Origin of the sequence: Burkholderia sp. b14, assembly GCF_900156195.1 — a bacterium.
Taxonomy (GTDB): domain Bacteria; phylum Pseudomonadota; class Gammaproteobacteria; order Burkholderiales; family Burkholderiaceae; genus Mycetohabitans.
Genome location: NZ_FTPJ01000003.1, coordinates 422969 through 438470, shown reverse-complemented (window position 1 = coordinate 438470; position 15502 = coordinate 422969). Strand labels below are relative to the sequence as shown.

Annotated in this window: 6 protein-coding genes, 4 pseudogenes and 1 other annotated feature; of the genes and pseudogenes, 5 read left to right on the top strand and 5 right to left on the bottom strand. The window is 52.6% G+C overall.

The annotated features are described in order from the left end of the window. Positions 1-203 precede the first annotated feature (203 nt). The gene (locus B0B13_RS06565) at positions 204-1562 is read right to left on the bottom strand and encodes an NTP/NDP exchange transporter (protein ID WP_255785433.1); all 1359 of its coding nucleotides are present in this window, start codon (positions 1560-1562) and stop codon (positions 204-206) included. 526 nt (positions 1563-2088) lie between these two features. Between B0B13_RS06565 and B0B13_RS06555 the strand changes: the two genes are divergently transcribed. Further along, positions 2089-2754, top strand: a complete 666-nt coding sequence (locus tag B0B13_RS06555) for a MarC family NAAT transporter (protein ID WP_235090395.1) — start codon at positions 2089-2091, stop codon at positions 2752-2754. A 533-nt stretch (positions 2755-3287) separates the two neighbouring features. On the opposite strand, the gene B0B13_RS06550 is transcribed toward B0B13_RS06555, so the two are convergent. From B0B13_RS06550 to B0B13_RS06540, 3 genes and pseudogenes are all read right to left on the bottom strand, one after another. Continuing rightward, positions 3288-4286, bottom strand: coding sequence for a patatin-like phospholipase family protein (locus B0B13_RS06550; protein ID WP_076795153.1), 999 nt, complete (start codon positions 4284-4286; stop codon positions 3288-3290). A 1199-nt stretch (positions 4287-5485) separates the two neighbouring features. Continuing rightward, a pseudogene (locus B0B13_RS06545) lies at positions 5486-6107 on the bottom strand (IS3 family transposase); the annotation flags it as partial. Then, positions 6007-6113, bottom strand: a sequence feature (AL1L pseudoknot). Its footprint overlaps the pseudogene before it by 101 nt. Before the next feature lie 9 nt (positions 6114-6122). Next, positions 6123-6409 (bottom strand): annotated as a pseudogene (locus tag B0B13_RS06540) (IS30 family transposase); the annotation flags it as partial. 61 nt (positions 6410-6470) lie between these two features. Between B0B13_RS06540 and B0B13_RS06535 the strand changes: the two are divergent. Beyond that, a pseudogene (locus B0B13_RS06535) lies at positions 6471-6938 on the top strand (transposase); the annotation flags it as partial. A gap of 4 nt (positions 6939-6942) precedes the next feature. Here the strand turns inward: B0B13_RS06535 and B0B13_RS19180 are convergent. Further along, a pseudogene (locus B0B13_RS19180) lies at positions 6943-7196 on the bottom strand (helix-turn-helix domain-containing protein); the annotation flags it as partial. Between the two features lie 566 nt (positions 7197-7762). Between B0B13_RS19180 and B0B13_RS06525 the strand changes: the two are divergent. The 3 genes from B0B13_RS06525 to B0B13_RS06515 are packed head-to-tail and all read left to right on the top strand — an operon-like array spanning position 7763 to position 15502. Then, on the top strand, positions 7763-10402 hold the full coding sequence (locus B0B13_RS06525) for a hypothetical protein (RefSeq protein WP_076795151.1): 2640 nt from the start codon (positions 7763-7765) through the stop codon (positions 10400-10402). Positions 10403-10444: 42 nt separating this feature from the next. After that, positions 10445-13114: a DUF6603 domain-containing protein gene (locus B0B13_RS06520; protein ID WP_076795148.1), complete on the top strand. Its 2670-nt coding sequence runs from the start codon at positions 10445-10447 to the stop codon at positions 13112-13114. A gap of 15 nt (positions 13115-13129) precedes the next feature. After that, positions 13130-15502, top strand: a complete 2373-nt coding sequence (locus B0B13_RS06515) for a hypothetical protein (protein WP_076795145.1) — start codon at positions 13130-13132, stop codon at positions 15500-15502.

Below are 15502 nucleotides of genomic sequence, written 5' to 3'. Positions count from 1 at the left end.
CTAGGTCTGACGGTACGGCAGATCGAACGGCTAGTGATCCGGTACCGGGAATGCGGCGTGGCTGGACTAGCCTCGTGCAAGCCTGCGGCTGGAAATCCAGTGCCGGAGGCTTCGATGGTAACGACAGAGCGGATAACCATGACGATGTGCCAGCTAGACCGAATGTGGTGGACGGCAAACTCAAGCCGTGGCGCTAAACGTCATTACGAGGAATCGGAATCCGGTTGTGCCGCTGCCAATCTCGCGTATTGGCGCCCTAACCTAACCCCGTTAAGCAGCCAAAATATTGACAATGGTACCATTACAAAAGAAATTGCGCTTATGGATAAGCCTAGCATCCCCATGCCGGCATAGGCCCAAGCGCCCAATTGGTCACCTGAGCGATAAGCTACTGTATCAATAAAACTCTTGATCTTATATCTTATTTTTTCGTCTATAGCTGCAAATAGTGTTTCCTGAACGGGTTTGGTAATTGAAAAATTTATGATACGAGAAATTACTCTAAATGCAATGAGGGTTGCGACTGTCTGCTTCCAGGCAAGCATGCCAAAGCCTATGGTGCTTGTTACTGGCGCCATTGCAAGAGCAATAGAAATCCCCAAATAACGAATTACGCGACCAGTTAAAAACAATTGAATTATTATTGTGACAGCGTTGACGGCAAGGTCAATCGATGAAAATAATTTAATACGTTCTTTATTATCAATATCTAGACCTTGTATTATTATAGCTTGATGGAAATACAATGCTGTTGACGTTAGCGACAAGAGAGCAACGTAGACGCATAGGCCCGCGACGTGGAAAGATCGTAGGGCTGGAACAATGCGAAGTATTTTTGTAAGGCTGTTTACATTTGTATTATCATCCTGTTGGACTCCGCTCGTTATGCTGCCGGCACGCTTCCTCTTACCCAGATAAGCTATCCTCCTACGTTTCTTATCTAGTTCCGTTGACGTTGATGTAAGATGCAGTGTACTGCGAGCCGCTAATTCGAGTAAAATTGCTGCAATTGCCAATGTCCACCCTGGACCAAGCAGGCCTGACAGCGCAGTACTCACACCTGAACCTGCCAGCGCACCCAAATTCGCGCCGGCTGACACCATTCCAAAAAGTCGCCCGCCTTGCTCTTTGTTGAACTTGTCGATAGTCATCATCCAATACAGGGTCATCGCAAAAACGCTATAGGCAGAAACCCAAATGAAAAACACATCCTCCATCCAAAATGCCTGTTCTGGTACAGAAGATCGCATTAGAATTGCAAAGATTACAAGGATCGCGACGCAAACTCGATAACTGATCGAAACTGCACGCTGCAAAGGAACTTTGTTTAATAATTTTGAAAATAAAAATGAAATAAGCAACATGCACAACAATGTGGCGCTGAATAACCACGTCAGTTTTTGCACGCCGCTCACGGCGCCCATCGTGTCACGGATAGGCCGGATTAGGTAATAGGCTAACGATAACCAGAAAAGACCTAGCGCACTCCAAAGCAACGGTCGAACTTCATCGGGACGCAGCTTGAACCGCATGTACCATTGTTCACGACTGGTGCTTATCATACTAAGTAGTTTAAAATAGTCATGTCTCACTGTTGTCCTTACCAGTTCTACGCATGTACTGCCCTACGCTAACCTAGTGCCTTGTAAGCTGCATCACAGCATTCATCCTGGTGGCTGGATCACCATTTGTATAGCGTAGCGGCCGTTCCTGTAAAGGATTTGGCGTGCTGCGATATGACGCAGACTGAGCAGCATAGCTGACACTATTCATGCTTAACCAGAATCCTTATCATCGTGCTGTTGCCCCACCTCTGCATGCTCGAGCGCAGCTTCAGCTTAACCGGTTTAGGCGACTGGAGCTCGACAGCGAGCGACTGCCCAGCCCCCTGCCAGTGCCCATTTCGGGCCCCCTGCCAGTGTCCATTTCGTCGCGATGTGCGGAAATAAGCTGCAAGAAACATCTCAGCAGTCCCGTTCATCATCGTATTTTTCCGGTGGCACAGCCGATGCTTCTGAAAGCAGGCGCGGAATATGCGAGGAAACGGTTAGGCGGTCCACAACCTGGAACCAATGGCATGAGCTACGCATGGAAGAGGAGTTCAACATTATGAGTGACTATCTGAATTATGTTGGAATTGGCTTGATAACGCTTTTACCAATCATCAACCCAATTACCAGCGCTAGCGTATTTCTCGGATTGAGTGCTCACATGAGCCCTACGCAGCGCAATCAACAGATCAATTTGACCGCGTTTTATGTACTGATATCTCTACTAGCTTGTTTTTACGCAGGTAGTGCCATTATGAATGCGTTTGGCATTTCAGTTCCAGGAATGCGTGTCGCGGGAGGGATGATTGTCACCTATATTGGTTTTGGAATGCTCTTCCCAAAGTATCACGAGATTGAAACACAAAAGAAAATAGCATCAACGCCTCCAGCAAATGTGGCTTTTATTCCACTTACCTTGCCCGTGACCGTTGGCCCAGGCGCGATCGCGATGATTGTTAGCGATGCTTCAGCAATCCACCGAACGGGTGGGTATAGTCTGATCGATCACCTCGTCGTACTAACCGTCGATATTGCGCTTACGTTGATTCTGTGGATGACTTTGCGCAGCGCATCACGGGTGCTTCATTTGTTGGGAAGGTCTGGCACCGATGCTATTTCCCGAGTAATGGGTTTCATGCTGGTCTGTATGGGGGTTCAGTTTGGCTTAAATGGGCTGCACGGGGCCTTCATGGCGCCAAAATGACCGTTCACCCTCTGTGACCGTGTGGCAGCATGAGCGGTGGCCCATTGTCGCCGATAACGCCTGCTAAGCGAACGCCGCCGGCACAAAGCTCGCAAGTCGTTTATATGCTGCCCCACCAGCGGAGCAAGGGGCGCGGCCAAACAGACCGAGGACGCAGGAAGGCTCGCCGATCCTCAAGAATGGTATCAGGCGGAGGGCAGTCTACGAGGCGCCTGCCCTCCTTGACTCCGAGCGCTTCTTACCGGCGGACAGGATCTTCCACTTAAAGACAGTGATGAGACATGGCACATTGCGGCACCAACCTGTGCAATGCCGTAGCAGGCGTCACCACCCAAACGCGGACTGTCTGCGAGAAAATCCGCACGCACCTTGCCACTGAGACTAAACTATAGGAACGGTCGCACAAGATCGGCGTGATGATGTCGAATACGACATTTCTTATATGGTCGCGCCTCCTGTCACAGCCGCCGTTCCAGTTATTATGACTTCCATCAGGTGCCCATTATATTGATCCGTGACATCTCTCAAGAAGCTTACTGCCAATTTTGGTCAATCCAGTTACACACATTGTTCCATTCTTGGGTGTGCAAATACTGGTTTGTCTTTTCTTCGAGTAAGGCAACATGCTCCCAGTCGTCCATGGCGTAGGGCTGACTAAGCATAAAGTTTGCGCGTTGATAGTGGTTTCCAAGCATTTGCTCCGCTTGCAGTACTGCTAGTTCAGCTGTGGCATCCATAGTAAGGCTCAACAGAGCTGCCGGCGGAATAATTTCTTCCCATAACTCAGGCCATAGCCAGTATGTAACACCCCACTCGTTCGGATCGTATTTGTCAAAAACGGCAGGCTTTATTCCAACCGGCGTTCGCCCAGTTCCCAGCGACAGCATGCGAATGCTGCCTAAATCAGTAGCGGCTCCGCTATATAGCGCCTCAGAAATAGCAACTATAGACGGATTGTTGGCAAAAACACCACCGTCTACAAAGTAACCTAGGTTATCATCCGTTACATGATAAGGTGGAAAATAAGTTGGTGCGGCCGATGTCGCCAATGCTGCATCGGCCATTGTGATGCTGCGGTAAATATTTCCTTGACAATTGGAAATCATGCATGGAATCCAGCTATCGTTTGCCTTCTCCCACAATTGAGCCGAGTTAACCGCTACGAAAGTTTTCGCAGATGACATCAAAGCACTTCCCAGCAGTCCTTGAACAACATCTTTTAGACCGTCGTTCACATATCGACAATGCCATAATCCTGAGTTCTCCAATTTTGTCGTCAAATCTTTTTCTCGTTTCCACCAGTTACTATTATTCTTGAATATTTCACCTCCCTTATTTTTATAAATATTAATAATATCTATAATATGTATTTCCTGAGCCAAACCAAGTGCCAATAGACCTCCTGTAGAAGTCCCCACAAAACCATCAGATTTATTAATAATATTGAATTTAGCATCAAGATCTTTAACGAGCAGCGCGCTAATTAAGCCGCGGATGCCACCCCCATCGAAACTTATAATTTTGAAACTCATGACATAACTCCCACAAAAATTAAGATTGATCCCATAAAAAGCGAACAAGTATATGTTGCCAACTTTATTACAAAGCGGCAGAAAAACTTGCTCCGCCTTTGAAAGCCGCCCCTGACTCACTGAACACCTCACTTTTACGTACGGCCTCTTGCGCTTTTTAAGGTAACTTTACATGTCACTCTCTCCTAGTCATTAATAGGTGGAGCCAAACGATTCCCGATGAACGGATTTTCCGCTCTAGAAGAGTGAAGCATTTGGGTTGGCGCGTCTCAGCATGCGAGTACTGGGCAACGGATGACGTTTATTTCTATCAATCACCCTATACCAAAAACTCATAATTTTCCCCTTCAACAATAAACTTATAAAACAAATCGAGGAAATCTAGAATACCCATCAACAACTGAAATGAGGCTATTATTGTAATTTATTTTCCAATTGCATCGAGGCGCCACCCCAATTTTCCTCATTAATTGCAAATTTCACACAAGCAAAAAATAATGCAATATAAACAAATTAATAAACATGCAGCCATTCTCCTCACACTTTCCGGCCTATGTTGACATAGCCAGCTCGCGACAAGTGCAATAATTTTGTCACGGTAATTTCATATTAGGTCAACTAACTAGCATGTCAAGCCAACTTCAATTCAATCACTCTCTATTTTCTCCTACCCCTGTACCGCTCGCATTTAGCTTTTGAATTATAGTAAAATTCAGTTACTCTCGGTATTAAAAATCCTTATATCGGCACTATTTTCACAAGATATTGTGGTGTGTAAATTTTTCATTTTTTATATCCTAATTTTCTAGGCTGGCCTCACTTCGGAGAATTGAACTAATATTTGACATCATCCAACGTGTCGCGCTCGCGTGGGGCTATACCGGCCTCATGCAGGATTTGCCGCGGGAGACAGCCAAGCACATTGCCAAGACTCTTTACTGGGGTCCGCTGCGCTACGACAGCTATGACGCGCGTGTTGCATAACGGTGGCCCTGTTGTTGTTTGGATGCAGCAAGCCAGCGGCACGCTCGCCGATGGCAAACGTCCAGGTTGCGTTAGCGACTCTAATACTACAGCCGTAACTATGATCGATTAAAATCACGAAAGGATTCTATGTGGCGCATGATTGATGAAGACCCTGGTGAAAGGATGGGAGCGCGAGCTAGTGGCGTTGCACGAAAGGATTGCAGGCCAGTTCAGTCCGAATGATGGACCAGTGTTCCGTCGTTGCTCGGCTGGCGGGTGTACAACGCCTGTTCAAGTGCATCCAGAACGAATTTCGTGGTCATCGACGAACTGACGCACCAGCCAACGATGCGACGGGCGAACACGTTGATCACGAACGCCACGTACAGCCAGTTCTGCCATGTCGAAACATAGGTGAATCCGACACCCGGAGCTAATTCGCTCGGCCAGCCTTGTACTGACGGTTGGCTGGCTCCAGCGGGCGCGGCACGGTCATATCGGGAATCGTTGTGCGCACACGCTTGCCGCGGATCGTGCCACGCAAGGCCTGCAGCCTCATCAGTCGTTCGACCGTGCAGCGTGCCACCACAATGCCTCCCCGCTTCATCTGTCTGCAGACCTTTGGCACGCCATAGACCTGCATGTTGACTTGCCAAACACGCCTGATCTCGGGTTGCAGCATCTCATCGCGTTTTGCACGAGCGCAGCGTCTCGACGGGTCGCGAAGCAGCGCCGTATGGCGTCGGTAGCCCGACGGGGCAGCTTGCAGATCGGCTCGAGCCCGAAGGTGTCGCGATGCGGATCGACGAAGGCCTTTAGGACTTGAATCGGCGCTTGAGCTGCGCCTGCGCGAAAAACGCACTGGCAGGTTCAACTAATGGATGCAACACCGATGCTGGCGTTTAGTTTACCTGCTGGCGTCGCGAATCCCAACATTTTTCTCGGACGTTGATTCAACTGCATGGCGATTTTGTTCAATTCTGCCTGCGAGTAGCCCGCAAGGTTAGTACCTCGCGGGAAGTACTGGAGCAGAAGGCCGTTGGTGTTCTCATTCGTGCCGCGCTGCCATGGACTTTGAGGATCGCAGAAGTAGACCTGAACATTATCACCGTGAATTTCTTGTGTTGAGCGAGCTCCATGCCCCGATCCCAGGTGATTGGAGCCTGTCAGAATTTTAGTGTGTCGAGGTCATGAGACGATAACGGAAATAAACGTGCTATGACCGAAGCCAAAGTGAAGAAGAGTAAGAACCCGAAGGCGCCGAAGCTGTTCCCCGATGAGCTCATTGGTCAACTGCTAGCGCAGGTGCAAAGCAAGGATGCCGAGTCGATTCTGGGCGAATCGGGCTTAACCGGGCAACTGAAGAAGCAACTGGCTGAGCGCATGCTCGCGGCGGAACTGACGCACCACCTGGAAAGCGAAGTCGAGCAAGGCAAGGATGGCAATCATCGCAACGGAACCCGCCCCAAGACAGTGATCACGCCCAGCGGCGAACTGAAGTTGGCTATCCCCCGTGATCGGCAGGCCAGGTTCGAGCCACAATTGGTGGGTAAATATCAACGCCGGCTGCCCGGTTTTGACGATCACGTTATCAGCATGTATGCGCGTGGCATGAGTGTACGCGAGATCCAAGGCCATTTGCTGGAACTGTATGGCCTTCAGGTGTCGCCTGATCTGATTTCAAGCTCAAGCCACCATGGCGAACAACTTCCCTGCTGATCGTAGACGGCGATCTACCAAGGCTGGCTGCGATCTTGCGAAGCGAATAGCCGGCGCCGAGGCCGCGCGAAATCTCCTCTCTATCCGCAAGCGTACGATGGCATGGATCAACGCTGCGTGTTTGTCCAGCGAGCGCCCGATATCACTTAACGACTCGCCCTCCTTCCACCGCTGCCACAACAACGCCTTCTGCGCGGCCGATAGGCCCCATCTTTTCTGGGTCACTTACCTTACCTCCTGGATTTGCATTAGACCAGAAGATGTTGCAACGACCTGTTGAACCTACCGCAACAATTTTTTGAATCTAGGACAATTTTCTACCCTGCTCAGCCGAGTTTGACGAGAAGCAATTCGCTTCCTAAAAAAGTTTGCTAATCGATGAAGTTAACCTACACTGAATGCCATGGTCCTGCTGAAAATGTGCTTAGCGTCAGTCAGTCACACACCCATATCGAATGACGGACTGACGCCATCATTGGAGCGTCCCTCTTACGTAATGCCCATGGATTTCGCGGCAGCTAGCGTTATACCCATAGTGGCGTGTGTCTAGATAGCTGGACACGGTTCGACATACATCCATTCTCTGCGGAGAGTTGACTATGTATCGCTAATTTTTGATTGGCCGTGTGCTTACCACCGAACCACTCTCGCAGTCGCTGTGTTCGCTTGCTGCAATGTACTGCAGCATTCATACGGTGTCTAGGATACATGCTTGACGCAAGCGAATAACCCATAGTGAAACCAAACTTAAAGTTAACTTATGCACAGCAACTGTCACTGGAGAGCGACCTATGGCCGTGTATGCTGATGAGACGAGCAAGTACGTTTTCAATGCGCAGGAAGGGCATCTTTGGATGCAACCTGTCAATGCAGCCCTTCCAGCAATCCAGATCAGCCTCGTGCCTGAAAATCCTAACGTTGTCGCTTGTACTCAGGCGCCAGGACCAACGTCAGAGGCAATCAGTCTGTGTCTCGTCGTTGCAGATGGCGGGCGCCAAAAAGTACTGCATGCACTGGTGCGCAACGTTCAGCAGCTTGTCGTCACCAAGAGCTTGCGTCTGAAAGCCTTCCAAAATCTCATCTCCTCCACTATTCCTATCAGCAAAGTCACGCACACGGGCGATGGCGTGTTGGTCAGCACGGCTGACAATTCACTGCATTATGCTCAACTTAACACGCCGCGTGTGCAGCCAGTCCAGCTCGCTGCCGCAACTTCGATGACTGCGCCAGGTAATTCGAACCCTTTATCAGAAGTGATTGCGGCCAAAGATGCCATCGTGACGTTCCTGAACAATCTGTGCGATCAGCTGCCAAACATGGCAGCTGCGCTCGAAAAGGCGGCAAGCCAGGAGGTTTTAAACGCGTTGGGCACCGAGATAAAAGCCCAGCAGCAAAACTTGAGTAAGATTTTCGATAAGCCGCTAACCTCGTTCATATCGCAGCATAATCAAGGCGTACAAAGGGCGACCGCAGACAAGACGATCAACACGGGAAGCGCAAATGGCGCAACTACAGGTTCCACGAACGCGAGAGCCCGGCGGCTGCTTTTGCAAAAGCTTGATGTCCAGCGCTATCTGAACCCCTTTTCAGCGCCGTCGGCAGGCGCCGCGTTAGCGCCCTCGGTTGTTGCGCAGGTGTCCGGCGACAACCCTGACCCGCTAGAAGCCTTGGGCAAGCTTTTCGAGCCGTTCAATACCCTGTTAAACGCCAGCAATCTCGCGTCGCTATTGAACATGGGCGTGACCGATCTGCTGAATGCGGTGTCTGGATCGCAGCCGTTTTCAAGCGTGATCGAAGACTTCTTCAATCTATTCAAGATCGATGAGGCGATGAACTCCTTGCACGGGGTCTTTAGCTCAGGACAGCTTTCGTCGCTCATAGGCCAACTAACGTTGAAGTCCTATCTTCAACAGCCAGTCCAAAACGCTTTCTTCAATGCGCTCTACGCGCACTATTTCCCTGGCAAAACCTTCACGATTGCGGATTTGATTGCTTTCCTGGGGGCGCTGCTTGGCTTTGTAGCGTTCGAAGTGCAGGGCAAAGAAAGCGAGTTTCAAGCCGTCTTCACCGACAAGCAAAGTCTCAACGAATTCACCAATGCCCCGGCAACGCTGGTTGCGTTAATCAATGGCACACCACCGACTTCCCCTATTGTGCCCCAACCCGTTGCCGCCATAACGATGATGGCTTCCGAGGCACCGGTTCCAGCTGCCCTGTCGCCGTCGACACCGCCTGCATGGCGCGCTGGGGTGGCGTCGGCGCTCTCGAGCGTGGTGACGTTACTTATCGGCGTCGTCGGTGTCCTAAGTTTCGGCACTGGATTGATCGCCTCGCCCACTGTCGGCGGCGTCGCGGCGAGTATCTCTCAAGGCCTGTTCGGCATGGTGCAGAATCTGAATACCAGCGACGTCAAGTGGGACCTGCTGTCAGGTTTTGCCGGCGGATTTTCTGGCGCGTTCATTTCCACGTTGATTGGCAACAAGCTGTTCGCTGGATGGGCGCAGCATGGGGCCACGCCATCGGCGCGAGTCCAAAAACTTAGGCTAATCATGATGGGCTTTGTGTTGACTTTGGGCGGCGGCGGTGGCGGCGTGGTCTCGGCCCTCGTCAAGAATTACGCCAAGACTGGCAAGCTAAATTTCGACGATCCACTAGCATTGACCACCGGCGTAATCGGTGGGATCGGCGGTGGCGCGATGGGCTGCGGCTTGCAATTCATGGGTGGCCTGAGCGGATCGATGTGCCTGCCCGTTCCTTTGTCGCTGGCAGAGGCACAGCGGACCGCGCTGAATGCCTTGGCCGGTGCTCAGCCTGCTCAAATGGACAACGCATCGTTACTACCCCATCCAAACGGAGCATTCCCGGTTAATCTTCCGAACTGGTCGACGGGTATTTACGCAACGCAATTCAACGATCCCATGGCGGTACCAAGCAGCGGCCTGTCCGTTGCTGCGGTCACTTGGGGCGAGTTCAATGGCATGGACAACAGTTATTTAGGCCACCGAGAAAGGCTTTTTTGGCTGGAAGACCTCAGCGGCGGCCCCCCCGCGTCTGCACGGAGAGCAGATCTTGTTATCGGCATACACGGCATTGGACGCTTTGTATTTCCTAACTTGACCCATATGAACCTACTGGGAAATGTAGTCAATTTCTCACGCCCTATGTATAAGACTGATTTTGCGCAGTTTCTTGCCGGTCAAGCATACTTAACTAACTATCTTAACACGATCAGAACAGCTCGTACCCCCATTGTGAAGTTGATGATTTGCTTCAGTGCCCTTCCCCTTGGCTGCTGCAGTCTCGGTCAAGAACTGGCGACGAGCCTGAATGCAACTGTCTACGCCGGACGCCCTCCCGTTTATCCCTGGCTCGACGGAAACAACATGCCGAGAGTGCCCGGCTTGGGTGGCTGGATTAAATACACTGCATAAATTTTTAAAAACCAAGAAATTTAAAATTAGGATAACTTAAAAATGGTAACCCTTAGCGACTCGATCTCTGCAGACGAGACGGCGATCGCCTCGGTCGAAGTATCACCGGTTATTCTGCCGGGCACATTGTTCTTCGGACTGTACAACGAACAGGGCTTGAAGGTGAAAGGCGGTTTTAAGGTCGAGGACCTGGTGCTCTCCAGACACATGCCGCTAGTGAGCCAAGATTTTGCAGACACGGCGGTCGCACTGAAAGACTTCCAGCTGGCGTTTGAACACGCTGTCAGCGGCACTTCCGATCCGGCTGGTAACGACCAGTTTATGCTGGAACTCACACTGGTGCTGGGCAGGAATACCGTCAGCCAGCTGAAACTGCCGCTGTCCGGCTCCACCAACCCCATTCCAGCCTACCCGCCGTTGAATACACCTGGCAATACCGGATTGGTCGCTAATCCAAACAATGGGGCTTCGCCACAAAACGTGCCACCGGGGTCCATCTTTTGGATAAACATTCAAAAATCTATCGGTCCAATACACATCGGCCGGATCGGTTTCAACTGCATAGACGACGATGTGCAGGTGCTGCTCGATGCGGAGCTGGCCACCTCATCTTTCAGCATTAAGCTCAGCGGGCTGTCGGTCACAGTGCCAATCTTTGGCCTGGACAGCCTCGACGACATCAAGATGGGCTTAAAGGGGCTGGACGTGGCATTTTCGACGTCGGCTTTGACGATCGAAGGCGGCCTGCTGTTCAGCGAGCAGGACGGTCAGGCGGAATACGACGGCGCGCTGCTGATCAAGACACCTGATCTCGCGGTCATGGCGCTGGGTTCGTTTACCTCGATCGCCAGCAATGGGCACACCGAAAATTCGCTGTTCGGCTTTGCATTCCTCGACCACGCGATTGGCGGTCCGCCCGCGTTCTTCGTCACCGGCCTGGCGGCGGGCTTTGGCTTCAATCGTTCAGTCAAAGTGCCGACAGTGGCTGAAGTCGCCACCTTCCCGTTGCTCTCTGGCTTGAACGATCCGTCCCAGCTGGGCCTGCCGGGCAGTGGCCTGCCCGCGGCGTCGCAGCTGGAGAGCGTACTGGCTAAGGTGAACAGTTACATCCTGCCTGACCTAGGCGAATATTGGTTTGCCGCCGGCGTGCAGTTCACATCGTTCGAACTCATACACTCCAATGTGGTTGCAGTGCTGGAGGTCGGGAAGGAATTCGAGATCCTGGTCTTGGGCAAATCCTACGGCGCCTTCCCGCCGACAGGCGTCACCTATGGCTACGTCGAACTGGATCTCGAAGTAGTGTTTCAGCCTGATGCGGGTTTGTTCAAGGCCGAAGCCGTCCTCTCGCAAAACTCTTATGTGCTCGATCAGAACTGTCACCTGATAGGCGGGTTTGCTTTCTATTGCTGGTTCGGCCCCAATGCGCATGCCGGTGATTTTGTATTTACCATCGGTGGTTACCACCCCGCCTTTAAGCAGCCCGATTATTATCCGCTCGTCTCGCGCCTGGGCTTCAACTGGCCGGTATCGGGCGAAGTCCTGATCAAAGGTGGCGCGTATTTTGCGCTCACGCCGTCGTGCATCATGGCTGGCGGCGCGCTGGAAGCCGTTTATCAATCCGGCAATCTGCGCGCCTGGTACACGGCCTACGCGGATTTCCTGATCTACTGGAAACCCTTCTATTTCACCGCGGGCATCGGCGTGGACGTGGGCGTGTCCTACCACGTGCACTTCCTTTTCGTGAGCACGACTCTGAATTTCGAATTAGGTGCGACGGTGGCTCTACATGGCCCGCCAACCGGCGGTATTGTGCACATCCATCTGTGGATCATCTCGTTTAGCGTGCCGTTTGGCGCCAGCGAAAGCACGGAGCACCAGAAACTGGAGTGGAGCGACTTCAAGAGAATGTTGGCTCAACCCAGGCAAGGTGCGACGCCATCTGGCGCGGCGCTGGCAGTGGCCGCCCAGAACACCGAGACACAATCTGAATTGTGTCACCTGACTGTGAGCAATGGACTGTTGAACCAGGTACAGGACAGCGATGGCAGCGTGCGCTGGCTGGTACGCGCGGACGAGTTCTTCTTTGATGTGACGTCGGCCGTGCCCATGACACAGCTCAGCTTGGCCGGCACGACGCTGCGATCGCAGTCGGGCGCCCTGGCGATTCGTCCGATGCGGGTCAGCTCCATCACCTCTTCCGAGGCGACCGTGACGGTCACGTCCGCGGATGGCAATCCGATTAGCTGGAACCCGCCACAGCCATTTACGCGTTCGTTGCCGCAAGCATTGTGGGGCGCCCCGGTGGACCAACCATCGAATGTCGATCCCAACGGCAAGCTTATCGACGGATGCCTGGTCGGTTTAAAAGCCTTGTCAGCACGGGCGACCTATCAACCGACGCATACTGGGCAGATCGACATTGTTAAGGCGTTCACCTATTTCACCCTCTACCCCAAAGGCAGCACTGCCCTGCCGTACCTGCCGATCTCGGCGGCAGCCCCGGCAGTACCGAATACGGCCACGGCCATGCCGGATGCCCGCAACGCGGTCATCAACCCTGCCATCGCCAAAACCGCGAATAACCGCGCGCAAATTGCCGCAGCGCTGACCGCCCTGACCGGTTTTGCCGCATTGGACGAGACACTGAGTGGCTTTGGCGCGGTCGAGAACTTTGCCACTGATCCTTTGATAGGCCCGCTGGCCCTTGCATGATTGGAATGAAACCAGATGAACAGCGAAATCCAGATTCGCCGCAGCCCTAACCTTCCGGTTGGCAATATCGAGTTCTTCGACAAGATTGTGCCGCCGCTGATGGCAGGCGACTATAGCGTCACGCTCTTACAAAATCTAGTCTATGGCGGCGAAAAGCAAACATTACAGCGCATGCAAAACTTCTCGGTGCAGGCGCCGCGTTTCAGCTTGGCCTCAGGCGACGTCCAATCCGTGTTTCCTGCAGATGGGTGTACTGGCAAGTTCGACAACTGTCTGCCCCAAATTGTCCTCAACAAACGCGCCCTGCCCTGGGAGCATTGGCTAGAACAGGGCGACACCAGCGGCGCTCCCTGGATGGCGCTGCTGGTACTGGACGGGTCCGAAATTAGCGTGCCGCAAAATGGCGTGGCCGCGCCGTCCCTGACGCTCTCGGCCGCGTTCCAGCTCGGTGACGTCCGCAACTTGAACGCCGGCGCTATACTCGGCCCATCCATCGCGCACCTGGACTACGGACAGAGCGACGGCGACATCGTGCGCACCATCGATCTGTCTACTTCAATCTTTCTTGCGCTCGTGCCCCATCTCGACAACGCTGCCCCGGCGACCAGCGAATTGTGCAGCCTGGCGCATGTGCGTCAGGTGAACATGGAGCACAAGGAAATCCTGAATATGACCCATTCGGGCTGGTTCTCGCTGATTGTCGCCAACCGCTTTCCCATCAATCCGGACCGGCCCACGAGGCAATTCGTCCATCTAGTCTCGCTTGAGGGCTTTAAACCCTATCTGGCGGATGGCGCGACGTTCGCACCGGGCGTCAGCACCGTCAGGTTGATCTCGCTGTATAGCTGGTCGTTCACGTGCCTGCCTGACCATGGGGAAAGCTTCAGCAGTTTCATGCTGAATTTGATGTCCGACGCCAGTGAACAAAACACCGGCCTGACCCTGCGCATGCCAGTCGCGCCTGATGTTATGACGAACGATGCCTCACCTAACAAGATTGTTAGCAAAGCTTTGCAGAATGGCTATGTGCCGTTGGCGTACAACTCGCTATACGGGGACAAAACCCTGTCCTGGTATCGCAGCCCCCTGTCGCCGCTGAAGCCCGACAATTTTACACGTGGCTCCGCCCTGCCGCAGTTTAACGCCGCGTCCGACGCGGTGATTTTTGATCCCCAGACCGGGCTGTTTAATTTGTCTTATTCGGTGGCCTGGCAGACAGGCAGACTCATGGCGCTCGGCAACCGCGCCTTTGCCACCAGCCTGATGGACTGGCGACGCAAGCTGAACCGCATTATCGATCTATTGGCGAATCTGGCGCAGGAAGACCAATTGCAAAATTTCCTGGACACCTACGACGGCGACATCAATCAGTTTTTTCACGATCAGTTGATTACCGAGAGCTTTCTCAATTTTATGCTCAACGATTTTTCCAAGCTGATCGCGCCCAACGTCAATGCGAATGCCGTCAGCTTTTCGTCGGCAGCGGACGCGGCAGCGACAGATGCGGAACTACCGCCGCAATTAGTCGAAGAGTTGCAAAAGCTTTTACAAAATGACCAAGTCGCGGCGCTGCTGAATGACGTCGAAGGGCAAGAACTACAGACCATCGTTGAATGGTTGGCGCACACGTCGCTGTTGTATGACGTACCCTTTGATCATCTGGTCGCGGACACGCGACTGCTGCCAATAGAGTCGATTCGCTTCTTTTATCTCGATCGGAACTGGACGGATAGCCTGATCGACGGGGCGATGAGTATCGGCGTTCAATCGTCCAAAGATAGCCACTACTACAAGATTACCAAGAACCTAATTCGCGACGCTTTGGACAAGCTAATCCTGGACATTCGCGAAAAGCTACTGGGATTACCGACCACCGACAAGGATCCAACGGATGGCGTCATCGCCGGCTTTTTGTTGCGCTCCGCCGTACTCACGCAGTATCCGGGGATAGAGATCAAAGGCTACAGATCCGTCGGCAAGAATGACGATGGCGCGCCGCAAGGTGTCGATCGCATGCAGCTCCTGCGACTGGACCGCTTATCGTCCAACGTACTGATCTGCCTTTTCCCCGATGCTCCCGCATGGATCGAGTTTGATGAGCCAAGCGAAGGACTGTGCTTCGGTGTAGAGCCCTCACAACAGGCGCTGGAAATCGCCATTCGCGATTTAGGCAACGGCGAGGTGCTGCCCGACGCGATCTATACCCTAGATACTGTGGCGGACTTTCGCGGCGCCCAGTCCAACCGCGTACTGAACGTCAAGCACTTGAACGCCGCATTGGCTGCAAAGCTGGGCAAGGCTTCGCTGAATGCGGCGGAGTTTGCGCTGCAATTGGTCAAAGTACCCGAGCAGTTGGTATTCACAAATCAAGCACAAACGTCCAAGTGA